The organism is Citrobacter sp. C5_2 (assembly GCF_014596845.2).
In the GTDB taxonomy this organism is placed as follows: domain Bacteria; phylum Pseudomonadota; class Gammaproteobacteria; order Enterobacterales; family Enterobacteriaceae; genus Citrobacter; species Citrobacter werkmanii.
Genome location: NZ_CP115032.1, coordinates 2,358,842 through 2,379,851, shown reverse-complemented (window position 1 = coordinate 2,379,851; position 21,010 = coordinate 2,358,842). Strand labels below are relative to the sequence as shown.

Annotated in this window: 33 protein-coding genes; 1 reads left to right on the top strand and 32 read right to left on the bottom strand. The window is 54.1% G+C overall.

All coding sequences use genetic code 11. From position 1 onward, the window contains the following. Positions 1 to 12 precede the first annotated feature (12 nt). The 13 genes from ICA20_RS11685 to ICA20_RS11625 all read right to left on the bottom strand — a co-directional run bounded on the left by ICA20_RS11685 (position 13) and on the right by ICA20_RS11625 (position 10,026). A complete protein-coding gene (locus ICA20_RS11685) occupies positions 13 to 462 on the bottom strand; it encodes a phage tail terminator-like protein (RefSeq protein ID WP_149282312.1) in 450 nt (149 codons plus the stop codon). Continuing rightward, complete coding sequence (locus tag ICA20_RS11680) at positions 452 to 1,051, bottom strand: hypothetical protein (RefSeq protein ID WP_063616270.1); 600 nt, start codon at positions 1,049 to 1,051, stop codon at positions 452 to 454. The genes ICA20_RS11685 and ICA20_RS11680 overlap by 11 nt, the downstream gene beginning before the upstream one ends. 1 nt (position 1,052) lies before the next feature. Further along, positions 1,053 to 1,406, bottom strand: coding sequence for a hypothetical protein (locus tag ICA20_RS11675; protein WP_149282313.1), 354 nt, complete (start codon positions 1,404 to 1,406; stop codon positions 1,053 to 1,055). 1 nt (position 1,407) lies between these two features. Then, positions 1,408 to 1,842 (bottom strand): DnaT-like ssDNA-binding protein, encoded by a 435-nt coding sequence (locus tag ICA20_RS11670; RefSeq protein WP_225710505.1) that lies wholly within the window; start codon positions 1,840 to 1,842, stop codon positions 1,408 to 1,410. A gap of 50 nt (positions 1,843 to 1,892) precedes the next feature. After that, positions 1,893 to 2,354: a hypothetical protein gene (locus ICA20_RS11665; protein WP_348957248.1), complete on the bottom strand. Its 462-nt coding sequence runs from the start codon at positions 2,352 to 2,354 to the stop codon at positions 1,893 to 1,895. Positions 2,355 to 2,393: 39 nt separating this feature from the next. Further along, entirely contained in the window at positions 2,394 to 3,533 is a 1,140-nt protein-coding gene (locus tag ICA20_RS11660) for a P22 phage major capsid protein family protein (RefSeq protein ID WP_149282282.1), read from the bottom strand. 17 nt (positions 3,534 to 3,550) lie between these two features. Then, positions 3,551 to 4,303 (bottom strand): DUF6651 domain-containing protein, encoded by a 753-nt coding sequence (locus tag ICA20_RS11655; RefSeq protein WP_149282283.1) that lies wholly within the window; start codon positions 4,301 to 4,303, stop codon positions 3,551 to 3,553. A gap of 321 nt (positions 4,304 to 4,624) precedes the next feature. Further along, the gene (locus ICA20_RS11650) at positions 4,625 to 5,731 is read right to left on the bottom strand and encodes a phage minor head protein (protein WP_149282284.1); all 1,107 of its coding nucleotides are present in this window, start codon (positions 5,729 to 5,731) and stop codon (positions 4,625 to 4,627) included. A 1-nt stretch (position 5,732) separates the two neighbouring features. Then, the gene (locus ICA20_RS11645) at positions 5,733 to 7,136 is read right to left on the bottom strand and encodes a DUF4055 domain-containing protein (RefSeq protein WP_054528472.1); all 1,404 of its coding nucleotides are present in this window, start codon (positions 7,134 to 7,136) and stop codon (positions 5,733 to 5,735) included. Positions 7,137 to 7,140: 4 nt separating this feature from the next. After that, complete coding sequence (locus tag ICA20_RS11640) at positions 7,141 to 8,445, bottom strand: terminase family protein (RefSeq protein WP_054528473.1); 1,305 nt, start codon at positions 8,443 to 8,445, stop codon at positions 7,141 to 7,143. Beyond that, positions 8,423 to 9,421 carry a terminase small subunit gene (locus ICA20_RS11635; RefSeq protein ID WP_149282285.1) on the bottom strand — a complete coding sequence of 333 codons (999 nt, stop codon included), beginning with the start codon at positions 9,419 to 9,421 and terminating at the stop codon, positions 8,423 to 8,425. The genes ICA20_RS11640 and ICA20_RS11635 overlap by 23 nt, the downstream gene beginning before the upstream one ends. A gap of 91 nt (positions 9,422 to 9,512) precedes the next feature. Then, positions 9,513 to 9,737 carry a hypothetical protein gene (locus ICA20_RS11630; protein WP_054528475.1) on the bottom strand — a complete coding sequence of 75 codons (225 nt, stop codon included), beginning with the start codon at positions 9,735 to 9,737 and terminating at the stop codon, positions 9,513 to 9,515. Positions 9,738 to 9,855: 118 nt separating this feature from the next. Beyond that, complete coding sequence (locus tag ICA20_RS11625; protein WP_168927631.1) at positions 9,856 to 10,026, bottom strand: hypothetical protein; 171 nt, start codon at positions 10,024 to 10,026, stop codon at positions 9,856 to 9,858. On the opposite strand from ICA20_RS11625, the gene ICA20_RS11620 reads away from it, so the two are divergent. After that, positions 10,005 to 10,220: a KTSC domain-containing protein gene (locus tag ICA20_RS11620; RefSeq protein WP_071891841.1), complete on the top strand. Its 216-nt coding sequence runs from the start codon at positions 10,005 to 10,007 to the stop codon at positions 10,218 to 10,220. The two genes, ICA20_RS11625 and ICA20_RS11620, sit on opposite strands and share 22 nt — an antisense overlap. 3 nt (positions 10,221 to 10,223) lie before the next feature. Here ICA20_RS11620 and ICA20_RS11615 read toward each other — a convergent pair whose 3' ends face one another. The 19 genes from ICA20_RS11615 to ICA20_RS11525 all read right to left on the bottom strand — a co-directional run bounded on the left by ICA20_RS11615 (position 10,224) and on the right by ICA20_RS11525 (position 20,951). Further along, on the bottom strand, positions 10,224 to 10,757 hold the full coding sequence (locus ICA20_RS11615; protein WP_149282286.1) for a DUF2514 domain-containing protein: 534 nt from the start codon (positions 10,755 to 10,757) through the stop codon (positions 10,224 to 10,226). Continuing rightward, positions 10,754 to 11,302, bottom strand: coding sequence for a lysozyme (locus tag ICA20_RS11610; protein WP_054528478.1), 549 nt, complete (start codon positions 11,300 to 11,302; stop codon positions 10,754 to 10,756). The genes ICA20_RS11615 and ICA20_RS11610 overlap by 4 nt, the downstream gene beginning before the upstream one ends. Further along, the gene (locus ICA20_RS11605) at positions 11,274 to 11,552 is read right to left on the bottom strand and encodes a phage holin (RefSeq protein WP_016150496.1); all 279 of its coding nucleotides are present in this window, start codon (positions 11,550 to 11,552) and stop codon (positions 11,274 to 11,276) included. The genes ICA20_RS11610 and ICA20_RS11605 overlap by 29 nt, the downstream gene beginning before the upstream one ends. Before the next feature lie 402 nt (positions 11,553 to 11,954). After that, the gene (locus tag ICA20_RS11600) at positions 11,955 to 12,644 is read right to left on the bottom strand and encodes a bacteriophage antitermination protein Q (protein ID WP_038641055.1); all 690 of its coding nucleotides are present in this window, start codon (positions 12,642 to 12,644) and stop codon (positions 11,955 to 11,957) included. Next, positions 12,641 to 12,778 carry a YlcG family protein gene (locus ICA20_RS11595; protein ID WP_016156248.1) on the bottom strand — a complete coding sequence of 46 codons (138 nt, stop codon included), beginning with the start codon at positions 12,776 to 12,778 and terminating at the stop codon, positions 12,641 to 12,643. Before ICA20_RS11595 ends, ICA20_RS11600 begins: the two co-directional genes overlap by 4 nt. Next, on the bottom strand, positions 12,775 to 13,383 hold the full coding sequence (locus ICA20_RS11590; protein WP_054528691.1) for a recombination protein NinG: 609 nt from the start codon (positions 13,381 to 13,383) through the stop codon (positions 12,775 to 12,777). Before ICA20_RS11590 ends, ICA20_RS11595 begins: the two co-directional genes overlap by 4 nt. Continuing rightward, positions 13,380 to 13,799 carry a hypothetical protein gene (locus tag ICA20_RS11585; protein ID WP_149282287.1) on the bottom strand — a complete coding sequence of 140 codons (420 nt, stop codon included), beginning with the start codon at positions 13,797 to 13,799 and terminating at the stop codon, positions 13,380 to 13,382. Before ICA20_RS11585 ends, ICA20_RS11590 begins: the two co-directional genes overlap by 4 nt. A 2-nt stretch (positions 13,800 to 13,801) precedes the next feature. Then, positions 13,802 to 14,008, bottom strand: a complete 207-nt coding sequence (locus tag ICA20_RS11580; protein WP_054528480.1) for a hypothetical protein — start codon at positions 14,006 to 14,008, stop codon at positions 13,802 to 13,804. Further along, complete coding sequence (locus ICA20_RS11575; protein WP_054528481.1) at positions 14,008 to 14,607, bottom strand: DUF1367 family protein; 600 nt, start codon at positions 14,605 to 14,607, stop codon at positions 14,008 to 14,010. The genes ICA20_RS11580 and ICA20_RS11575 overlap by 1 nt, the downstream gene beginning before the upstream one ends. A 76-nt stretch (positions 14,608 to 14,683) precedes the next feature. Further along, positions 14,684 to 14,923 (bottom strand): hypothetical protein, encoded by a 240-nt coding sequence (locus tag ICA20_RS11570; RefSeq protein ID WP_103798103.1) that lies wholly within the window; start codon positions 14,921 to 14,923, stop codon positions 14,684 to 14,686. Positions 14,924 to 14,929: 6 nt separating this feature from the next. Beyond that, positions 14,930 to 15,187 carry a DNA polymerase III subunit theta gene (locus ICA20_RS11565; protein WP_054528483.1) on the bottom strand — a complete coding sequence of 86 codons (258 nt, stop codon included), beginning with the start codon at positions 15,185 to 15,187 and terminating at the stop codon, positions 14,930 to 14,932. Next, the gene (locus ICA20_RS11560) at positions 15,187 to 15,369 is read right to left on the bottom strand and encodes a hypothetical protein (protein ID WP_054528484.1); all 183 of its coding nucleotides are present in this window, start codon (positions 15,367 to 15,369) and stop codon (positions 15,187 to 15,189) included. The genes ICA20_RS11565 and ICA20_RS11560 overlap by 1 nt, the downstream gene beginning before the upstream one ends. 34 nt (positions 15,370 to 15,403) lie before the next feature. Continuing rightward, positions 15,404 to 17,446, bottom strand: a complete 2,043-nt coding sequence (locus ICA20_RS11555; protein ID WP_149282288.1) for a DNA cytosine methyltransferase — start codon at positions 17,444 to 17,446, stop codon at positions 15,404 to 15,406. Next, the gene (locus tag ICA20_RS11550; RefSeq protein ID WP_016156704.1) at positions 17,443 to 17,700 is read right to left on the bottom strand and encodes a hypothetical protein; all 258 of its coding nucleotides are present in this window, start codon (positions 17,698 to 17,700) and stop codon (positions 17,443 to 17,445) included. Before ICA20_RS11550 ends, ICA20_RS11555 begins: the two co-directional genes overlap by 4 nt. A gap of 228 nt (positions 17,701 to 17,928) precedes the next feature. Further along, positions 17,929 to 18,777 carry a DUF551 domain-containing protein gene (locus tag ICA20_RS11545; RefSeq protein ID WP_232067078.1) on the bottom strand — a complete coding sequence of 283 codons (849 nt, stop codon included), beginning with the start codon at positions 18,775 to 18,777 and terminating at the stop codon, positions 17,929 to 17,931. Beyond that, positions 18,774 to 19,085, bottom strand: coding sequence for a hypothetical protein (locus ICA20_RS11540; RefSeq protein WP_123924744.1), 312 nt, complete (start codon positions 19,083 to 19,085; stop codon positions 18,774 to 18,776). Before ICA20_RS11540 ends, ICA20_RS11545 begins: the two co-directional genes overlap by 4 nt. Positions 19,086 to 19,103: 18 nt before the next feature. Continuing rightward, the gene (locus ICA20_RS11535) at positions 19,104 to 19,853 is read right to left on the bottom strand and encodes an ATP-binding protein (protein ID WP_123924745.1); all 750 of its coding nucleotides are present in this window, start codon (positions 19,851 to 19,853) and stop codon (positions 19,104 to 19,106) included. 2 nt (positions 19,854 to 19,855) lie between these two features. Beyond that, on the bottom strand, positions 19,856 to 20,743 hold the full coding sequence (locus tag ICA20_RS11530; protein WP_172960227.1) for a hypothetical protein: 888 nt from the start codon (positions 20,741 to 20,743) through the stop codon (positions 19,856 to 19,858). Positions 20,744 to 20,759: 16 nt separating this feature from the next. Continuing rightward, positions 20,760 to 20,951, bottom strand: coding sequence for a ClpX C4-type zinc finger protein (locus tag ICA20_RS11525; protein WP_123924902.1), 192 nt, complete (start codon positions 20,949 to 20,951; stop codon positions 20,760 to 20,762). Between the last annotated feature and the right edge of the window lie 59 nt (positions 20,952 to 21,010).

Below are 21,010 nucleotides of genomic sequence, written 5' to 3'. Positions count from 1 at the left end.
CCGGGCGGCGGGTCAGTAATCAGCGCGGTACTGCATGCTGACAGGGGTGGTGTAGGTGATAGAGCCGGTAGTGCCGTTGGGTGATGATGTGGGGCGATCCTGTATAGGTTGGCGCACCTGCGGCGGGCCATTGATATAAACGGTCAGGTCACCATCCACCAGCGGCAGCCCTTCGGGAAAAGCATCTGCGACCGACTTTGTCAGCCCTCTGGCCAGAGTCACGCCGCTACCTGCTGGTGCAATGATATTGAGCTGGAGAATGCCCTGGTATGTACGCAACTGACCTTCCAGGTCCTGCCCCACGGTTTGCGCTGGTAAGACATAAACGCGCCCATAAGGGGCATCATCAGGCGGGGTAAAAGCGATGTTAGGCCAGGCGATCGGCAATCCGAGCGACTCAGCGATAATCGCCACCCGGCTCTCCAGCAATACAGCAATTCGCATGGACTGGTCACCGGCCATTGCGCACCTCGTTCATTGCCTCGCGGAAGTATTGGGCTGCATCCAATGCGGTCAACCCGACCATACCGCCGGGCGCCTGGTTTGAATGTCCGTTCTCCAGTGCCTGGGCATATGGCAGGTTGTTAGTGAAGTAAATCGTGCTCACCTGACCTACTCTGAACACCTCAAGCACCGCCAGACCGCGGGAGTTTGAACCCTGCCCCGAAGCGTCCGGGGTATCGTTCGTTTCTGTTGGCTGGCTATCGAACCCGACATACCAGTTGTTCTTGAACCGACCACCGACATAACCCTCAGGCTTTTTGATGTCCATCGAGTCGTTTACACGCAAACCGCGTTTTAGTCGTCCCGATTTGGTCAGGTTGGCAGGATCATCGCGAAGGGCAGCATTATGTTCACGCACTGCAGTATTATAAGCAGAGGCCGTTTGGTTCACTTGCCAGGTCTCCGGCTGCCCGACTGGTGACATCTCCACCAATCTACCTAGGATTTTGATACCCGTCCGGCGCACCGCCTCGTCAATCTCCTGCTTTGAGCCATCAACGAACAGCTGAATAGCAGCCAGGAACGGCTGATTTACGGAACTGGTCATATCAGGTCCTTAGCTGAATGTTATAGGAGATCAACACGTCTGCCGGCTTAACCGGATTCGGCTGTACCACGCGCCACTTTTGGCCGTCGATATCAATGATGTCACCGATGCGCACCTCAGTTTCAAACGTGGCCGCCAGCTTCTTATCGCCTGTAGCAATCAGAGAGCCGTCGATTTCACGAGTTGAGTATTCAGTGATAACGCCGGTAACGGTCGCGATAACAGGCTCGGTGGTAATCTCTTTCCCGTACTGATCGCGGGTGGTGGTACCGCCTCGGGTCAGTTGGTAGGATTTGCCGTTATCCTTCAGGAGCAGCGTTGCCGTAGCGCGCATGCGGCGATAGTCGATTGCCATGCTACCCCCTTTCGACCCGGACCTGGTTGCCGCCCACTACAAGCCCGCGCAGTGCGGAATAGAACCATGGGAATGACGGAGAAGCTTTATTCGTTCCCGGCTCATACTGGACTGTTACCGCACCCTCGACGCGCTCCATCGTCACCGCCCCACCGCCAGCGACCGACGGGGTGAGGTCAATCTCCTGCGATTCGATGGCCAGGCGACATTGAGCATCAATCAGGCGCTGTGGAATCGCATCATTCGACAGGTCAACACCATCGAAGCGCACGCCGGAACGCGGCCAGGATAGAGGCTGTGATGCGCTGGATCGCTGACCGCGCCAGGCCTTCCCTTCCAGAAAGTCCATTGCCTGCATCAGCATCTGACCGCACTCACCATCATCTGCAGGAATGCTATATCCGCGCCCGGCGGCAAATGCCCGCAGGTCTGACACGCTGGCGTAGCTGTTGAAGCCTGGAGAGTTGGGATCGGCAACCAGCATGGTTATTCCTCCAGACGCCAGTCCAGCGCCAGCCAGTTATCCACTTCATCAGGATGAACATCTGCGCGCAGCGGGCCGCCAGGGAATTCTGGGGTGTCACGTACCATGACCACCAGCTCAATACCCTGCTGTTCCTGCTGCTGTTCCTGCTGCTGTTCCTGCTGCTGTTCCTGCTGCTGTTCCTGCTGCTGTTCCTGCTGCTGTTCCTGCTGCTGTTCCTGCTGCTGTTCCTGCTGCTGTTCCTGCTGCTGTTCCTGCTGCTGTTCCTGCTGCTGTTCCTGCTGCTGTTCCTGCTGCTGTTCCTGCTGCTGTTCCTGCTGCTGTTCCTGCTGCTGTTCCTGCTGCTGTTCCTGCTGCTGTTCCTGCTGCTGTTCCTGCTGGGCAGGATTTTTATCAGCGGCCTGCTGAGCTGCAAGCTTTTCCGCTTCACGCTGAGCGCGCTGCTCTTTGGTTAATCCGGCCATTGGGCCTCCTGAAAAACAAAGGGGCCGAAGCCCCCTGGGTTAACCCATGATGATGGCGGAATGACGTGGCGCCACAGCAGCCACACCCCACGCCAGACCCACTTCATAACGCACCTGACGGTACTGGCGGTACAGCGCCACCTGGAAGGTGATGCCAGATACCGGGTCGGTCACATTCATGACGTCATCAGCAGTATCGCCACCTTCAGGCATCGCCGGGGTACGGCTGGCCAGCAGGAATGCCCCGCGGTCAAACGCCATGTTCGGTACGAATTCGCTCAACACGGTGACATCAGCCTGATCTGCAAGATCCTGACGGAGGCCCGGCGCGCTAATAGTGATAGTGGAAGACGTAGCCGCAACGACCAGATACTGATTGTCATCACCGGCGAACTTCACCGCAGTACCTGCAGAAATACCGCCGGTGCCAGCAGAGATAGCGATGATGATATCGCCCTCTTTCTTCGCGCCATTGACCTTATAGCCAGCAGCAGCGCTTTTCGCGGTACGCTTGATGCTGAAGGATTCGTGGAGGTTGAAGCCCATGATGCGACCGATAACACCTTCACGCAGCAGCTGGTCGGTTCCCGCTTCGTTCGCTTTGAAGAGTACAGCCTGTTTACCACGGATGGATGCCATCGCTTCGCCACCCAGCACCATACGCAAATCAGTAGTCGGCGCACCGTTATCGGTCAGGATTTGACGCGCCAACGCAGCATCAGTCAGATCGTCTTTGATGCTGAACGGGGTATTCTTCGGCGCGCCAACAGCGCGGGAGGAGTTGAGGTACAGCGCAGCGAGGTCTGCATCCACTTCGTTCGCCAGCGCACGGAAAGCCTGCTTGAACTGGTCAGCCAGGATAGTGTTGTAGGTACCAGCCGGGCCCAGAGCCAATTGCTCTTCACCATTCCATTTCACCGGGGCCATTTTGGATTTGGTGATTTTGACATCCACACCACCGATGGTCTGGTCGCCAGAATTAGGCGCTGAAGGACCAGGGACAATATCTTCAGTGGTGGCTGCAGGTGCGACTGGCGCACGTACGGTCTGGTCTTTTGCAGCAGCATCCGCTTTCGCGTCACGCGCCACCGCAGGAATAAAACCAGTTTGCTCGCGGGACACTACGTCCAGCGCGGTATAGATGGTCGGGATCAGACCAGTAAGGGTATTGCCTGCCATTTATGGCTCCTTTCGATTTAATCGACGATGCTGACGCCGTCTTTCAGCGCTGCTTGCTTGCCAGCGTTATCCAGGGAATCAAACGCATCGCGTTTCATGGTTTTTTGTCCGGCCTGGTGCTGCGACTGGTGAGAGCCGCCGCCGCTGTTACCGGACGCTTTGAGGATGTAATCTTTCTGCGGATGCGACTCGACCAGAGACTCCAGGGCCTCATCAAAGCTGGCTAACTCGCCGGGCCTGGTGCGTGAGAACACCTTATTGCCCTGGCCGTCGTAGGCCACAACCTTCCCTTCTTCGATTTTGAAGTTCTGACCGAAGTAGGAACGCACGAACTCAGTCGGGATCGCCATCTTCTCAGAAATGAACTTAGAGCCACCGAAGCGGCCGCCGATCATCTCGTCGTAGAGTTGAGTTTCCAGCTGCTGGGTCTTGCTGTTCGCTTCGTCCAGCTGCTGTTGGAAAACTTTGGTGATCTCCGCCTTTACCTGGTCAACGGCACCAGCATCGATCAGTTTTTTCTGGTCGATTTTGGTCATCATCTCCAGGGCTTCGAGCGCCTTGGCCGGGTCGGTGATGCCCGAGAATTTCGCGAGATTGGCTTCCGCCGCTTCCTTCGCTTCGCGGTGAGTTTTCGCCTCGCCATTCAGGGAGGTGATTTTGGTCATCGCTGCGACCGCATCGAACGGGATCTCTTTGCCATCATCATGGATGTACACAGGCATACCGTTTTCAACGACCACATTTCCGTTAGCATCAAGTTTCAGTTTCATTGTTTTTTGCTCCAGCCTTCCGGCCAAACATAATGGGTCATCCGACCCGGGCACCGCGTCGCATCCGCTCAGCGGCAGGCATAAAAAAAGCTGCCCGGAGGCAGCCTGTTAGATAAATTCGATTGTAATTTCGCCGCGTAGCTTGCGGGAGTAAACCTCACTCCGCTTTCGTTTATGGATCCGCAGCGGGTGTGGATGAATGCATGCGACACCTCGCTTAACGTCCGCCCAAACGCAGCTCTTTACCTCATTGCCATTTACAAACACCCTTCGTCTGCCACGGCCATCGCCCACGCAGTGAAAATCATCATTACGCATACCCTATCCCTCAAATGCCGACGCATCCACGCGGCGCAGTTCGTCCAGGGTAAGGAACTCCCCGGCATCGTTGAACATCTCCGGCACGGTGATTTTGCCGTCACGCAGCATCTGCGCGCGAGTAACGCCCAGCACCTGCTCCTGCCGCGCGTAAGGCTGCCTCGCAAGCCATTCGGCATAGCTGGTATGCGCTGGTACCTGTCCGTCCATTGAGGCGCGCGTGGCGTTGCTCAGCTCGCCTGAGGCTATTTGCATTTCCTCCCACGATTTAGTGATCAGGATTTCGCAGGAGCGGCAGCAAAAATGGATTTTGCCGGGTCCGCGCAGATACGGAATTGCATGGCCCAGCGGCTTGCCATCGAGCGAGTAGAGTTTGCGGTCGCGTATGATGCACCACTGGCTGGTGTGGGTGTCCAAAGTCGAAGACCACTGTTTGGCCTTCACGATATCGCTATTTGCCTGTGCGAATTCCTGGCGCGCTGTAACGGCCACATGGTTCACCGCCGTGCGAGTTACTACCGCAAGGTCACGACGTGAAACATTGATAACCCCGTCCTGGCGGTTGAGTTTCGGCGTGCCGGCAACTCGTTTCACTATCTGCTCGACCGTCTCGCCCTGGAGGAAACCGGAGCGCACAGCACTGGTAATTTTTTCCAACCGATCCGATTCGAGTTTCTGCCCCCACTCCTTGAGCAATCGTCCTTGGAATGGCTGCGCCACAGCTGAGGCGTAAACCTGCTCGGGCGAAATGCTCTGGAGCGGGACGTGCTTGAGGATTTGCTTCGGAATAATGCTGCTGAAAAGGTCCAGCTGGTACCCGGCCTCATACTCGACGTAGCGCGTCAGTTCGCGTGCCAGCGCAGTATTAACTGGCTCATAGGCCTGCTGGTTGAGGTCCCGCACACCCGCCAGCAACGAAGCCAGGCGGCGGGCGCTGTATGTATCAGCGCGCTTACCGTCCAGCAGCACCAGCAGTTTGACAGCTAGGTCAGTATCCATTCTGTTCAGCAACGCGACCATTCGCCGGGCAACGCCAGTACCGTAGCGCGTCACATAAAGGCCATGCGCTATTGTCTCGTCCTGCAGGCGGTCATTAACGGAGCGCACCATGTCACACCTCGTCTGGTGGCGTTTCGGTCAACGACGCCGATTCGCTCAGTAACTCGCTCAGCACTTTTTCTGGATCTGCATCAGCATCGATGATGTTGAGCTTCTGGAGCGACTTAATCGCATCAACTCGGCGGATATCACCTCCCTGACGCAGCGACTGAATGGCCAGCGCCGCCGGAGGGTTGAACTCTTTCGACTCTACATCCAGTTCAGTGCGGACATCTACGTTACCGCCTTCGGATTCACCGACATACTCAGCCATTATTTGCAGGATGTTGTCGATCGCATCTTCCAGGCTGGTTGCCATGGTGTAGAGCGGTGACTGCTCCTGCATCTTCTCTTCTGAGGTCTGGTCAACAGACTTGGTTGAGGTGTTGTCAGTGCGCAGCAGTTTCGCGCCTGCCTGGCGCATCTGCTCCACCAGGTCGGTTAGCGACTCTTTACCGGCACTAATTGAAGTTCCAGTATGCTCGACATATTCCAATCCCTGTTTCTGTCGATCGGAGAACTGAGTTGCAGACGAAGAGCCAATTACCAGTTCCTGCCCATCCTCCAGCCCGAATACCGTGAGCAGAGGGACGCGCGCGACGTGCAGAATGTTGTCCTGCTCGCTCTGGCTCTGCCAGTGCTTCACATTCAGCAGCGCCATGTTAAGCAGCGGCGGCGAGCCACACATAAAACCGGTGCGCTTGGTGTAGAGCGTGACCAGCGTGATGTCCTTGCGGGATGTTTGCCACTCCTCGTGTAGCGACCATTTCGCCTGGCCGTCGGCACCAGTGGCCTTACGGTAAATCTGCACCGTGCCCGGCGTCAGGAGGCGGATCTGTTCGACTTTCGTCTGCCCGAAGTCATCGCCATCCTCGATAATCACCTCTTTGATGCGCAGCTCGGTCAATACGACCTTGCCGCCGGTCATCTTCGATTTCCAGCCGATCAGCTGTCGGGGATTCAGCATCGTTACGTACGGTCGTGCGCCAGTGGCTTTCTCATCCGCCTTGGTCTTCACTTGCTCGGCGTCCACCCGGGGGTAGTCCACCAGCGCATGGGAAAGCCCGTACTGCATCGCCAGGCTGAAGAACGACTGCGCCCATACATCCAGGCGGGTGCCTTCAAGGTCCACGTCTTTTGCGAACTCGCGCAGCTGATCTGGGACGTTCTCGCCCAATTGGATGGGTTCAGCAAATACGCGCCCAACATTCTGGTTGATCGTCTCTTCGTAGGCAGGGAGAAGCGTGGCCACAGCCAGGCGCTTTTTGTAATCCTCTTTGTCCTCTTTCGGCCAGCGCGGCAGATAAGTTTCGCCCAGTTGGCGCATATACAGTGTGCCGCCCATCAGGGCGTCATTGATGTCCCACGCCTGTACCATGTTCCCATAGTCCAGATTGGGTGTAGAAATGTCAGGCATGGTTTTACATCCGTAGTTTGGTGACTTTGCCGGTTGGCTTGATGATCGGGAATTGCTTCACGATGTAATACCCACCAGCGTCATTGGGGTGATCGTTATCAGCGGACTTATCCGGCTCGCCGTTCGCCGCCCACACCTGCTGCTCTAGGCTGTCGGTATAGACCGGGCAGCGGGTCACGTTCACTTTGTAGCGTCGCTCGCCGTTACCGTTGCAGAACATGGCATTCACGGAGTTGATGCGGTCTTTCACAGGCGGGTTCGCAGCATTCACCACAACGCTGAATCCTGCCTGTTTAAGCTGCGCGATATCCGTGGAGCTGGCGTTGTTCGACTTGCGGGAATCACCGGAAGCATCCGGATAGATGTAAATCTGCCTGGAGGCAACATAGCGCCCGCCCTCGTAGCGCCAGAACTCTTCCTGGATACGCTTTATCATGGCTGGCGTGTCATAAACTTTTATCAATTCACGCACCGCGCGCGGCTCGCCATTGCGAAGGACGTGGACGATGGCCGCCATTTTGCCAACGTTAAAGTCCATGCCAATATAGAGCGGTTCGCCTGCCCGTTCTTCATCAGTACAGTTATTCAGTCGTCGATCGAACTGGTGATAGATGGTGCCGCTGGTCAGGTTGGTGAAGCGCCCCCTCAGATACGCCTTAATCAACTCCGGCGGGTAGGAATTCATCAGCGAAGGGATGTAATCCGCGGGCAGGTTCTTCGCGTTGTCGAACGTGCTGGCCTGTATCAGACCGTACAGGGCTGAGAGCTCTGGCTTTTCACGTACTGCCTTCACGAATTGCTGGTAAACGAATTTGAACCCCTCCGGCGTTGTCGTGACGTCAATACCGTTACGCAGTCCATCTACCTTGTAACGCATACGAGCGATGATTTTTCTCCAGGCCTGTTGCGCTTTGGCAGCCGCCATGACATCCAGCTCATCCACCATCGCGTTACCGATTTTGAAACCAACTATCGAGCCGGGCTTCTCCATCGAGCGGCAGATTGTGGTCCCGCGGAACCTTCGCCCCTCGTAGAAGTGAACCTCTTTGTTACCCTCGTTGATTTTGACACTCAACCCCCAGTCAAATGCCACCTCTTCAATCGTTGGATAGAAGATGTCACGAATCTGCGGGTAAGTTGGCGCGAAGTAGCCCTGGTTGATTTTTGGGTGTTCCCACATCCCTTTGCAGATGCCGCCACAACCCACCCACGTTTTACCGGAACCGAACCCGGCAACGTAGGCTTTAAACTTGTGCTCCATCGCGAGGAAGCGAGCCTGTGGGATGTTAAGTGTCGGGCTGATCCCCATCGTCTTCCCTCGCATCCACTACGTTGATATTGATCTGCACTGGTGTTGGTTCGTCATCATCACCATCACCGGCCATCTCTTTGCGGAGTTTCTCAATCTCCAGCTGCCGGCGCTCGATTTCAATCTGTTGAAGTCGCTGCGCAAACTCACTATCAGCCAGGCCAAGCCGCTTCATGACGGCTTCATACATCCGTTCACGGCTTATCGCGGTAATTTCCACACCATGTTTGCCGAGCTTCACGCCGGAATAAGCCAAGGCAGCATCAGGGGGAAGTTTTCGGGTATCAGCAAAGTATGGCTGTCCGATCCCGTCACCATTGCAGCGCGGACAGGCAGGGTTTGGCTCCCGGTTGTGGTCGTAGCCATAACCTCCGACGTCTACCGGCTCTTTGCCCTTTCGCTCAAGGGCTTTAAGCCGTTGCTCCTCGAACTCCACCATGTCACGCCACTGATAGTGATGACCGAAGCCCCAGCAGTAACGGCATGCGCCACGACGATACTGTGAAAGCTGGTTTGCATCGAAGGTGGCGAGCTGCCACATCTGCTCCAGGACCTCATCGGCACTGCCAAGCGTGCGCGCAATGGAGGCTTTCTGCTGCTGCGCAATGGCCTGTGCAACTGAAGTTTTCTTAAGGAGTTGATAGCCGATTTGTTCAGCTGATTTTTTACTGTAGCCAGCCCGGATAGCTGCCTGTGTGGCATTACCATCCTTCAGGTACTCCGCGACAAATAAGCGCTGCTGAGCGGTAAGTCCATCATCGTCCACCAGCTCTTCTGCGCTTTTATCTTTCTGCGCAGTGCGCATTTTTTTATGCGCAGGTTTTTGCGCAGTTTGCGCAGAGGGTTTCTTGATGTATCGACGGGCGGTGGCGTAATTCAGTCCCTGCGCTTCACACCATTCCTTTGGTGATACGCCGGTTGCGGCATGTTCGGACAGGAACCGTTGCTGAAGCTCGCCCCAGTCCGGTTTTGCCATAGTTCTGTTCCTAAGGTTATAGCCATTAAAAAAGCCACCCGTAGGTGGCCTTTGTGATGGTCATATAACAACTTCCCCTCAGAACGGGGAGTTATTCACTTTCCAAGTCTAATGCATCCTGAATTGCATCTGCCAGCTCAGACAGTTTGCTAGCCGCAAAATCTAAATCTTGATACATCGTCCCACCAGATGAGTCGCCGGACGCCGAAGAAGCTGATGCCTTAGCAATCTCCAGTGCCGCTTTAACCGCAAGTAAGCGTTGATGCTCTTCTTTCGAAACCCCAGGATCAGTCAGACCAAAATACCCTTCAAGCATTTCATGCTCCTTTTACCACAGCCTATCTGTGTCTATTAGAAGATTGGGGCCAAGAATAAAATATCAACTGTGGCAATACATTATCCAAGCCCCTCAGTGAAGAGCTTCTGTAATGCGGTCAGGCCTGCGCCTTACTGGCAAGCTCAACCAAATCTTTGAAGTCCTGGCACATATCCAGTCGATGACCATGATCGTCGACAAAGTTATACCCTTTGAATAGCTCTACGATTTCCTCGGGACTTTTCCCATTCAAACGAGGAAACTGCTTTGATTCGTCAACCTGTTTCATCTTCAAATCTCCAATCAGTAGGTTATGACCAGGCCACTTCAACGCTGGAAATTGCATTCCATAGCAGTGGCATTTATCAATACTCTCGGGTTCCTTCTGCCGTGCACACAGCGCTAATGAATGCACCGTCAAAAGGTCAGTATTTTGATGCCCACATCAAAAAAGCTGGCTACCCTTATCGCAAAGTTGGCTAACAGCTAGCGGGGATTCGTCCCCGCTTTTTGCCACTTCCCGTTATTCGACTGTCTCACCGAGTCGTAAATCCGCTCACACGTCATCCCGGCGCGGTAGCGTTCGTCAGCGATTCCAGCATATCGCTGAGCTTCTGCTGCAATATCTCCGAGCATGTTGGCGAGCATTCTGGCGTCGGCTCCGGCTGTTTTGCTTCTGACGGCAGTGGCAAGATCTGCGGTGTGCTTTGCGGCGTCCAGGCGGGTGGCAAGCTTTGTTGCTTCGGTACGCAGCTGGTTAACAGTGGCAGACAGGCCAGCAGCAGTGGCAGCAGATTTAGCGGCTTGTGCTTGTGCATCTTTTACAGCCTCATCACGGGCAATTATGCGCCCTTGCTCAATCATGCGGGCGGCGGTCTGCGCGTTCGCTGTTCGCGATGATTCCGCGCTGTCACGTTCCGCCCACTTTTTTTCCCAGCCGCGGCTGCTCCATACACTACCCGCGATGAATGCGACAGCCACCAGCAGAGAAATGGCAATAAACTGATAGCGCAGGCTCACTGGTCTATCCCCCAGCACGTCAGCGCGCTTTCCTGGTCTCGTCGTTCTACCTGGCCATAGCAGCCATTTTTCTGGCCTTTGGTCAGACGACAGTCGCGGCCACCGTCTTTAATCCACCAGCGAATAGCTTCACAGGCTCCTTTACGGTCACCAGCATTGATGCGCTTATAGAACGTGGACGGGAAGCATTTACCCGGCCCGATGTTATATGGGCAGAAAGAAGCGATACCCGCTTTCTGTGGTTCGGTCAGTGGTACTTTGATATTTCGGTCAACCCACGCCAGCGCCTTGTCGCGTTCAATGGCGTTTACCTGGGCGCATTTCTCAGCTGACAGCTTCATGCCCTGTACTACTGGCTTGCCATCAACCATCGTGGCACCACGACAAATCGTCCAGAGTCCGCCGCCGTCGCGATACGCCTGCTCGCTATTACCCTCTTTCTCATCCAGAAACTGATCGAGAATCACGGGCGCGGAAGCCCCGGCAAGAATCAAACCAACGACCGCTGCGCTCAGTTTATTCTTCAGCTTTGGTGACATTGCCATTAAGCCGGTCCTCCCTTTCCTTTTGCCTGTAGTACCAGTTCACTGCACAGGTGATAACGGTGCATGCGATACCGACAATAATTGCCCAGTCGCTCAGGCTTAACCCTGCAATTCTGTCGGCCAACATCCAGGACACCTCTTTTGCTGTTTTAGCTGTTTCGGCGTATGCCTTCGCTGATACACCGCAGCCGGTCAGCGTGGTTCCTGTTCCATATGAAAGTCTGCTGTAAATGGTGCTCATTCTGGTCATAGCCTCACCTCCGATTCTTCGGATGGCGCTGTGTGTGTATGAAAAGGGTCAGGCTTCACGGGCTGGATTTATCAACAAAGCACGTAGCGGATGATTCCCGTGAGGCCTGAAATTAAAAAGGCCGCCAATGGGCAGCCCTGTTTTAATGAAAAAAAACCGCTGACATCACGGGAAGCAGCGGCTAATAGGCACGGTCAAAGTTTTACTTATAGCTATTCGTCAAATATTGCATGAATGAAAAAACACATCAAACGCAAAAATTGAACACTTTTGGACAATGAGCTGAACACTCACGCTCCAGAAACGCAAAAACCCAAGGCGTTAACCTCGGGCTTGAAACTCATTTACTGCCAGTGCATACAACAATGGCACAATATCAGATTTACACGGAATATATCCATTTCAGTTCGGTTTTGCAAGACTTACATCAAAATTTGTCGCCTTTTGTTGTGAACGTGATCGCGTTACTGATATCAGAGCGCCGCTATCGAGCCGCGTAAAGATGCTACGCATTGCCAGCCAGTGTGGGAGATAGTTTTCTGTCCAGGTCGACTTAGCCACACCAACCAGCTCCGCCAGTTGCTGATATTCGTATGTTTCACGCCCGGCCAGTTCCGCTTTCACATCCTGCGCCGCCAGCCATATCAACTGCCGTAAACGGTCGATGGTCTTCTTAGCAACTCTCTTCCCGGCCAGTTGCTGGCTGAAGTGTTTCCAACCCCACTGAGTGATTTCCACCTGATTATCCCAGCGCACATACTCGCTGTAGTTCCATAACAGCCAGGCCTTCTGGTGTTCTTCGAGCGTCATCAGCGCGCGGCGCCACGATGCAGTGGAGTATTCAACCGGCTGCACCAGCGGAATATGTGAGCCCTTGGCATACGACTGTTTACCGGGGATTGGGGGGTTATCCAGAGTTATCATCTCGCCAGTAACCTCATCCTTCACCTTCATCTTCTTCCGCTTAAAGGTACCTGTATCGAACTGCGCGTTCTCCAGCCAGGCCATTAACTGCCCTTTCGTCGCACCACTTAAATCGGCGGTAGCCACCATCAGCTGCTGGCGCACGTATTCGAGAAATTGAGTATTCATACTGCACCGCCTATGGTTTTGATGTAGTTCTTCAGTATTCGGTAATCCGTCAGCACAGAGCCCGGAAAGTGGTATAAGCGCAATCGTTGCCAACGAACGCGGAGGTGATCGGCAAAGTAGGATTCGAATGTCATGCGGCCTCCCTTGCTTTGACGAGTTGTCGCCTCAGCGCGCTGTAATGCTTTCTGATGGCTTCGAGTTCTTCGATGGTGTATCGGTGCGGGGTGTTATTGTTTTCGAGCGCCTCAACGCGTTCAGCCCCAATTTTCTCTATAAGGCCAAGGCGGTACTGCTGCTGATTGCCCGACAGCTGAACGTTACAGTGGTGGCACTGTTTACGGATATTGTCTTCGTGATAGCGGAGATGTGACGCTTTCCCACGTGAGCGGTAATGCCCGGCTTCCCACTGGACGGTGTCGAACGTCCCACAACTGATGCATGGCAAATCATGGTCACGCTCGCGAATATAGTCATTGACGACACGCTGCGTTAAATCTTCCCAGTGCTTCAGCGGCTTAACTGCAGCTTTACGCTGGCGCCAGGCGGCTCGCTCTTTCTTCTCAGTAGCGCGCTGTTTGGCGGACTCTTTGCGCTTAGCGTCTTCACGGGCTTTTCTGGTCTGCTCTTTCCCGACTGCGCTGGCGCATTCGTAACCGCAGACGGTCTGCGTATCGCGTACAGGGTGGAACCACTGGCGGCATTCTTTGTTGGCGCACTTGCGGCGAGGTAACTTTTTCAGAATGGCAGGCATTGTTGTCCACCTCCCTGAATGGCGTTTAACTCTCTGCGATGCGCGTTTAGATAGCTATTCCAGTGAGCTTGCCGGATGATGGCGGCCTGCTCTTTCTGAAGGGCCGGCTCGCGAATGGCTTTGCCTTTTCGGTTGTGATCCTCCCGGATAACATCACCTTTAACATGCAGCGCCTGACACAGCGGACAATAATCACGGGTCTCCATGCCCCCCGTTCTACCTGAGAAAAAGATATTGCCGTGCCATGTTCCGCACTCAGCACACATCGGTGCGTCGCACGTGAAAATTCCCCGCGCATTGCTGAGATGGTGGTTTTCGTCCTCATCAGCATCCCAGCCAACAATCCCGTCGCATAGCAAGGTTGCAGGTTTACCGCAGAACAGGCATTTCGCTGATTTATCCATGCTCACCCCCAGACCTTTTGTCGAAAGGTTCTTGGTGTACGCGCCGGATGCTCGCATTCAGGTAATTTGGCACTGACGGTCCAGGTGATGTTGTCGCGATTCAGGCTACGTTCTACCGTGGCGCCACGACGGCGGTAACAGGCCACCAGCTCGTCGGCCTGTTCGGTTGTGCATTCATGATGGTGAAACCAGGAATATTTCATCGCCATCACCCCGCAAAGCTCATGAGCTGCGATGCGGCGTTTTCCGCTTCATGCTGGTTCTTGAATGAACGGGACAATACCCATCGCCACAGAACATCGAGCGCGGCTTTGTAGAGCTGCTGGAACTCAGTTTCGTCCATGTTGGCGAAGGCAATGCTGCGAGGGTGTTTGCGAAGGGTACCGTCGGGCAGTTGGATAGCGTCGTAGTGACCAGACTCGACGATCACCCATGCACGGTATGCGTCATAGGATTTGCAGATGCTGATACTACCGGCACGCTTGTCGGCGATGCGGTCCAGATATTGCTCGGCGGCGTCCAGGAGTGCGGCTTCGCTTCCCGCGAATGAGGCAAGGAATTTGGCGTAGCCGGTTACCAGTTTGCGCTCGTTGGAGGAGATCGCCCCGCCAGTAGGCTCCCAGTATTCGAAACCGAGATTGAGTAATGCGAAGAAGCGACGGTGAAAGGCCGGGTTGCGTACCTGCCGGAACTCAGCCACCAGCACGGCGCCGAGTTTGATTTTTGATTGCAGAATATCGCTGGTCTCCGGCGTCGCGGGGATCAGAATTCCTGAGGACTGCTTGATGAGCTGTAGTTCGTGCGCCATGGTTTCTCTCCGTGGCGCATCAAGTTGTCAGTTGTTCAGGCTGACACTGACATTATGTACAGTTGATAATGGAAAATCAATCAACTGGTTCGATGTTTAACTGAATGATTGCGTCATCTACAGCGGATCTGTTTTCCTCTGTAACATCGTGCTGATGCGCAATTAAATACTGGCTGTCATTTAACTCGTAAAGGGATAGCTTGAAAGCTTCGCCATCAAGTTTTATAGATGTTTTTCTGGGTGGAATTTCACCGATGTACTTCTGAATATCAACAAAAGTACCAAATTCACCTTTAAGAATAATAATATTGAACATAAACCCTCACTTTTTCTCGTTCTGAGATGACATCTCGATGTAACGTGGGTCTGACGCTCTTGGCAGTGTCAGGCTTTGCTCGCGGTAGTAGCGAATTCGCTCCATGAAGTATTCACGCAGATGCTCTGGTTGCTCACGGGCTACCTGCTCAGCGATAACCGGCATATTCATGCGTTCTTTGTAAGCTACGCCACTGGCAGCAAGTTCAACGTTAACCTTGTCCTGCTCTTCTTTCGATTTTGCTGCAATGTTGTGGTTTGACATTAGTCTGCGGTTCTCCCTCTTTTTATCCTTATCTCGTAAGGAGACCTGAGGCCATTTACAGAGGCCACTTCCCCAGCTTCAAATCTCTTGGCATTTGCAATTTCGGATTGAAGCACATGTTTTTTATGTCGCTTCCTCAGTGCTATGTACTTTTCAGCTGGAGTCATTTCTTCGTGTGACATAAAAATCCCCTCGAGTTATGGAGGGGATTATAGGTCAGGCTGCAATTTGTTTCGACTGGCATAGCTCCGGCAGATTAGCCCTCACCAGCGCCTCAGCGAACGGCGGCGGCACCGCATTGCCACATCGCGCAACCTGCTTGTCCTTAGCATACTTCTTACCCCGATAGTCCTGGTCGATGATGTACCACTCAGGGAATCCCTGAGCGCGGTATAGCTCGTGCGGTTGCAGCATACGCATGCCAATATCAACTATGCGGTAAGTTATGCCGTCAACTGTCACCAGCCCGTCGCAATCCTCGCCGCAGTATTTCCGCAGAAACTCAAGCGTCTGCTGCGCGCGATGTTCGTCGTATTCATCGACAGCAAGAGTGGTTTTTACCTCCCCTACGTGCAGCCCGCCCGCCGTCACCGTTGGCATTGGCTCGCTGGTTGGCTGCCCATCGCGGCATGTTCCACGCAGTTTCACCAGATGAGAGGCAACTACTGCATGATGGTCGACGGTGGTCACTGAGTGCGCGGGTTCATCCATACTGACACCCGGCCCCGTATAGTTACCGCCGTAGTGTTTAGCCAGGAACGCGCTCACCGTCGCGAATTTATTACCACCTGCAGTAACAGTCCCCAGAGGGTTATCCAGTCGCAGCACACGCGGTTCTTGTCCAGGGCGTTCGCCATAACCCATCTGAATCAGCGTAGGCGTCACCAGTTGAGATTTACCGCCACCACCAGCTGTGATGGTTGCGCTCGGTTCGTCTGCCCGGTGTCCGACACTGGCCCCAAACTGGCGGGCTATCACTGGCGCAACCAGACAGGCGCGGGATTGCTTCAGAATGGTGTGAGCAGGTTTATCCAGCGGGCGCGGTTTAGCCTGGTATTCACTGCCACCATTACCGGCCAGGAACGGTGTCAGTGCAGCCTCAACAATCCCGAGTGCATGCCCATTCCCGCCCGGGCGTTTTGATGTACCAGCAGTTACCGTCGGTACCGGTTCGGTAACGGGCTGCCCGGTTGCGCCGGTACGGAACTTTGTCAGGTGTGGAACGGCTAACGCGTAGCCATGGGTTTTGGTAATGGTCTGCAATGGCTCACTCAGTGCCTGCCCACGGAAACAGTCGTATTTCCCTTTGGTCGTAGTGTGATTGCATTTCACGATGAACGGCGACGCACTGTCGATAACAAAGCGCTGTATACCGCGCGCGATGCGCTTCAGGGTATTTTCTGCCAGCGGTTTTTTGCGGTCGAATATCGATGGGGCCGGAATTGACCAGTCGATACACTCCGCAGCTGTACGCCATGGCGCCAGCCTGCCAGCCTGAACCGCAGGTGATCTCGGATCCCCATGCGTTGGTTCCGGCCACACAATCGGCTTCCCATCACGGCGCATGACCATGAAGAAACGTTTTCTGATTGTCGGTGCGCCATAGTCGCAGGCGCGCAGTTCGCGATACTCCACGACATAGCCCAGACCTTTAACCAGCCGTGCGGCATCCTCGCTATCAAGCGAAATATTCAGAAACTCACAACATTCAGCCAGCGCCGGATGTGATGCAGAAATACCTGTCGTCAGCATTGCGACAAAGGCGTTAAAGGTCTCACCGATACGCGCCGGGTCAGGACGCTGTTCGACTGGTTCAGGTGGTCCGATAAATTCATCAAGGAAGCGATCCGCGTGACTGATGAATGGCATTTCGCGTAATAATGGCCCCCACGTTTTAAACTCTTCGACGTTCTCCAGTTTCATTACCCGCGGCTCAACATCCAGCCCCCAGCGTAATACTACCCAGGCCAGTCCGCGGATCGCTTTCTCAACAGGTTTAGCGCCTTTTGCTTTAGAAAAGTGGCGGCAATCAGGAGAAAACCACGCCAGCGCCACCGGACGACCCGCGGTAGCTACCTTTGGGCGAACCTCATACACAGACTCGCAGTAGTGCAATGTATCAGGGTGGTTCGTTGTGTGCATCGCCACGGCGTTCTCGTCGTGGTTGATAGCAATATCAACGCTGCGACCGATTGCCAGCTCAATTCCCGTACTCGCCCCGCCGCCGCCGGCAAAGTTATCAACGATGATTTCTCTCACGCGTATTTCTCCATAGCGATGGCCAGTGACCGGGCCGCAGCGATTATTGACGGTACCGGCATTTGTTCCAGCCACATGCGGTTGATGTGATGCTTCAGGCGGCGCTGGTGATGTGCCGGAAGATCCCCGGCACTTTCAATCTGGCTATATACCATTCCTACTTCGGCAGGCCAGACAGTTTCCTCAACATTCACCAGCAGCAGGTTTTCCAGCTCAATTATCCGGTTCGTGGCATATTGCAGTAGCTGATCCATCACTTCGTCTCCCGCCATGCCCGCTTATTACATCTCGGGAAGCGTTCTAGCCTCCATATCCAAATCATCCACAACATCTTATTAAATTCAGGTAGTGCCCGATAATCATCAGCACTCATTTCGAGGGCCTTGAATCGCCACTTTGCCACCTTGACCACCCGCCACAGCATCACCATACAAAACAGAGTGCAAACAACAAGGAAACCGAAAAAAAGATAAGTACTCACCTCACTCCTCCTGCTGCGGTGCTGCTGGCAGTGGCATCCAATGGGTTACCAATATGTGCTCTATACAGCATGCGGCGGCCACATCTACTCTGTCGAAAAACAGCCCTGAATGCTCATCAAAGAACGATACAAAGCAATGCCCCATCCTGTTCCTGGTTAGAACCTCCTGCTCGTCTTCCGGCATCCGCTCGCTGCACTTAATCCAGCCATCCTGAATCACCGGAGAGTTGCCATCGGATAATGGCATATCCGGCCCCTTGCGTATCGCCTTTGACAATTCGATAGGGTCATCGTAAAGCCAGTCGCCAGTTTCCGGATGATTTGCTTTTGCCAGTTGTGCTGCCCATTCCAGCCCGTCTTTGTGCCCTTGCAGGTAGTCCAGCGGTAATTCATCGCAATTACTTGCAGGTTCGGCACCCTGAAGCATGGCGGCGCGGCAAGCGTTCCAGCCCTCCCACATCCTAACGAAATCATGGGCTAACCATGCGGAATATGCCGTTACTGCATATCCGGTACCGCAGCGGGTGACATGCTTCGGCATTTTGAATGTTCGCTCGAATGCATCTCGCGGATCTTCATCCGGCACTACCGGCGCTCTCGGCTTGCCCTGGCTATCTGACGGCGCTAACGGAGCGTTTCTCAGTACAGTGGCCAGCATTTCAATATCTACTGGTGCAGGCTCAGCACCAAATGCCGCAATAGCCCCATCAATAACCTTCACAGCATCAGCCATTGCGTAGCCGAGATTACCGCCGTCGCTTTGTTTTGCTGCTTTGCTGAGTATTTCGCTTATCTGGTGCAGGCGATCGAGTGATACAGGACCGTTCGCTGGGTGGTTGTTAGTGGTCATACTGATGTTCTCCCGTAAAATGCCAGAATCCGCTTCATCGCTGGACTTGTACGGCATACTGAAGTAACCATGTTTTTTCGCACGCTCGATTTGATCTGCTTGATGTTCAGCTCCCCGCTAGGCTGAAGTGAATAGACCGGGCGATGCGGTTCGCCAGTACGGATAACTACCGTTTTGCGTGTCAGGTGAAGCAGCAGGTTGTGTGCTTTCTTGCAGTCGCATCCCAGCAGGTTCTGAACCTGACGAGGCGTTATGGTCTGGTTAACCCGAAGGAAATCGACGATTGCCCACAGTGATTTGCTTGCCATAGTGATTTTCCCTCGCGGTTATTTAACGATCCGGAGATGGCTAACGTTCTTGCGATAGCTGCCCCAGTCAAAGTTCACCCACATCCCGCCATCCATTTGGAGGCGATCGATAACCCGCGCACCCAACGCGCCGAGAAGTTCGTCGTGGTTCAGATTCGTCAGAACGCCAACCGGGCGCATTGATGACAGCCGACGGTCAATAACCTGATTCAGAATGACTTTCTCCCCGTTGCTACCGCGCTGAATACCGACCTCATCCAGCACCAGCAGATCGACTTTGCAGAGGTCATCCAGAAGCGAAGCCTCTGACTGGCCACCGTCGTAACACTCGCGAACGCGCAGCATCAGGTCAGGGATAGTCACTACCAGTACGCTATGCCCGCCAGAAAGCAGATGATTTCCGATTGCCGCAGCGAGATGGTTTTTCCCGGTACCCGGACCACCGCTAAACACGAAACTTGCGAACCCAGCGCCGAAATTTTGTGCGTAGCTCTTTGCCATCGTGAAGGCTTTGCGCTGACCTTCCCCGGAAACCTGATAATTCGCGAACGTGCAGCTGCGGTGCAGGCTTTGAATTCCTGATCGACCGAAAATTTTCTCTGTCCGGGCTTTCTGGTTCAGCCTGTCCAGTTCTTCACACCGCTTCAGGCCTTCTTCCCTCTGCCATGCCAGCAGTTCTGCCGCGCTGGTGAACTTCGGCTGAACGCCTGGCGGAATGAGTTTTTTCAGGCGCTCAAGCGCGCTGCCGGTACTAATCATATTTTTCATCGCTACCCCCTGAACCCTGGTGGGATGGAGTTATCTGGACGGGAAATGGCATTCGGATCCCGCATACCTAACAGAGCTGTCACTTCCCAGGCTTCTTCGTAGTGTTTCGAGGGACCAAAGAACGTTGCCGCCTGCTTCACGTACTCGGTATTCAGCTTCCCCGTTGCCCTCACGAAATCGGCATAACGCCGGGTGCCATCAAGCAACTCCTGAACTGTGGCACCTGTTTTAACCCTGGCTTTCCAGGCTTTGCAGGCGTCAGCCTTGCTGTTGCCTCCTGAACGCTTTGGATAAATCGCCCATGCTTGTTCGAAGCCGTCCGGGTAGGAATTTTTTTTCGGAGATGTACCACCTTCGGAAGAATCATCACTCTCTGGGGGGATGGCGGAGCCATGCCCCGAAGTGTTTTCTTCCTGTTCCTGTTCCTGTTCCTGTTCCTGTTCCTGGTTAAGGAACGGTTCAAGAACCCTTTCGGAACCCTTTAGCTTTGCGCCCCCGATATGAGCTATCGCATCAGCCATAACCCGTGCCAGCTCTGGCTTAACGGTGGACTTATCCGGCACCTGGGAGAATAGGCGCATAGCTGCTATACCCTGATTTGGATTCTCGACAGGATTCCAGCTCATGAAGTTACGAATAAGAACCCATTTCGAGACAGGGTCACGAGTTGCGAAACCGTTTTTAGATAGTTCATCAAACCCTTTCGAAACCCTTTCAAAAGTCCAGGCAAGGTCTTCAGAAACGTATCCATCTGGTAGCCGGAAACACCCAATCATGTTCGTGTGTTGCCCCGTGAGCAGGTACAGCGCAAGCAGGCGGGCATCATCAGAAACCCGACGCATTCCATCGCTAATCCAAAAAGATGTATGCACTTTGCCGTAATCACGCATAAAAACCTCTGAATGCTTAAAGTGCTGTCGGTTCGTCAGTTTTGGCGGAGTGCTTAAAGACCATCTCGACGCACAAAAAAACGCAGTCCTGACAGATTGAGACGCCTGGCCCGGCGACAAGAACGCCAGCAACTTCAACATTCGTTTTTCCACAAAAAGAGCATTTGTGGGTTGGTTGGATGTTTACCTCGGTACTGGTTACTGACATACTGACCTCGCAATAACTGCCCGTTTTTGCACCCGAAGGCCGTCTGTGTTCGAGCACAG

Coding starts and splice junctions, on each gene's coding strand:
- ICA20_RS11685 (WP_149282312.1), bottom strand. CDS start 462: ATGGCCGGTGACCAGTCCATGCGAATTGCTGTATTGCTGGAGAGCCGG.
- ICA20_RS11680 (WP_063616270.1), bottom strand. CDS start 1,051: ATGACCAGTTCCGTAAATCAGCCGTTCCTGGCTGCTATTCAGCTGTTC.
- ICA20_RS11675 (WP_149282313.1), bottom strand. CDS start 1,406: ATGGCAATCGACTATCGCCGCATGCGCGCTACGGCAACGCTGCTCCTG.
- ICA20_RS11665 (WP_348957248.1), bottom strand. CDS start 2,354: ATGGCCGGATTAACCAAAGAGCAGCGCGCTCAGCGTGAAGCGGAAAAG.
- ICA20_RS11660 (WP_149282282.1), bottom strand. CDS start 3,533: ATGGCAGGCAATACCCTTACTGGTCTGATCCCGACCATCTATACCGCG.
- ICA20_RS11655 (WP_149282283.1), bottom strand. CDS start 4,303: ATGAAACTGAAACTTGATGCTAACGGAAATGTGGTCGTTGAAAACGGT.
- ICA20_RS11650 (WP_149282284.1), bottom strand. CDS start 5,731: ATGGTGCGCTCCGTTAATGACCGCCTGCAGGACGAGACAATAGCGCAT.
- ICA20_RS11645 (WP_054528472.1), bottom strand. CDS start 7,136: ATGCCTGACATTTCTACACCCAATCTGGACTATGGGAACATGGTACAG.
- ICA20_RS11640 (WP_054528473.1), bottom strand. CDS start 8,445: ATGGGGATCAGCCCGACACTTAACATCCCACAGGCTCGCTTCCTCGCG.
- ICA20_RS11635 (WP_149282285.1), bottom strand. CDS start 9,421: ATGGCAAAACCGGACTGGGGCGAGCTTCAGCAACGGTTCCTGTCCGAA.
- ICA20_RS11630 (WP_054528475.1), bottom strand. CDS start 9,737: ATGCTTGAAGGGTATTTTGGTCTGACTGATCCTGGGGTTTCGAAAGAA.
- ICA20_RS11625 (WP_168927631.1), bottom strand. CDS start 10,026: ATGAAACAGGTTGACGAATCAAAGCAGTTTCCTCGTTTGAATGGGAAA.
- ICA20_RS11610 (WP_054528478.1), bottom strand. CDS start 11,302: ATGGCAATGTCACCAAAGCTGAAGAATAAACTGAGCGCAGCGGTCGTT.
- ICA20_RS11605 (WP_016150496.1), bottom strand. CDS start 11,552: ATGACCAGAATGAGCACCATTTACAGCAGACTTTCATATGGAACAGGA.
- ICA20_RS11600 (WP_038641055.1), bottom strand. CDS start 12,644: ATGAATACTCAATTTCTCGAATACGTGCGCCAGCAGCTGATGGTGGCT.
- ICA20_RS11595 (WP_016156248.1), bottom strand. CDS start 12,778: ATGACATTCGAATCCTACTTTGCCGATCACCTCCGCGTTCGTTGGCAA.
- ICA20_RS11585 (WP_149282287.1), bottom strand. CDS start 13,799: ATGGATAAATCAGCGAAATGCCTGTTCTGCGGTAAACCTGCAACCTTG.
- ICA20_RS11580 (WP_054528480.1), bottom strand. CDS start 14,008: ATGGCGATGAAATATTCCTGGTTTCACCATCATGAATGCACAACCGAA.
- ICA20_RS11575 (WP_054528481.1), bottom strand. CDS start 14,607: ATGGCGCACGAACTACAGCTCATCAAGCAGTCCTCAGGAATTCTGATC.
- ICA20_RS11570 (WP_103798103.1), bottom strand. CDS start 14,923: ATGTTCAATATTATTATTCTTAAAGGTGAATTTGGTACTTTTGTTGAT.
- ICA20_RS11565 (WP_054528483.1), bottom strand. CDS start 15,187: ATGTCAAACCACAACATTGCAGCAAAATCGAAAGAAGAGCAGGACAAG.
- ICA20_RS11560 (WP_054528484.1), bottom strand. CDS start 15,369: ATGTCACACGAAGAAATGACTCCAGCTGAAAAGTACATAGCACTGAGG.
- ICA20_RS11550 (WP_016156704.1), bottom strand. CDS start 17,700: ATGGATCAGCTACTGCAATATGCCACGAACCGGATAATTGAGCTGGAA.
- ICA20_RS11545 (WP_232067078.1), bottom strand. CDS start 18,777: ATGACCACTAACAACCACCCAGCGAACGGTCCTGTATCACTCGATCGC.
- ICA20_RS11540 (WP_123924744.1), bottom strand. CDS start 19,085: ATGGCAAGCAAATCACTGTGGGCAATCGTCGATTTCCTTCGGGTTAAC.
- ICA20_RS11535 (WP_123924745.1), bottom strand. CDS start 19,853: ATGAAAAATATGATTAGTACCGGCAGCGCGCTTGAGCGCCTGAAAAAA.
- ICA20_RS11530 (WP_172960227.1), bottom strand. CDS start 20,743: ATGCGTGATTACGGCAAAGTGCATACATCTTTTTGGATTAGCGATGGA.
- ICA20_RS11525 (WP_123924902.1), bottom strand. CDS start 20,951: ATGTCAGTAACCAGTACCGAGGTAAACATCCAACCAACCCACAAATGC.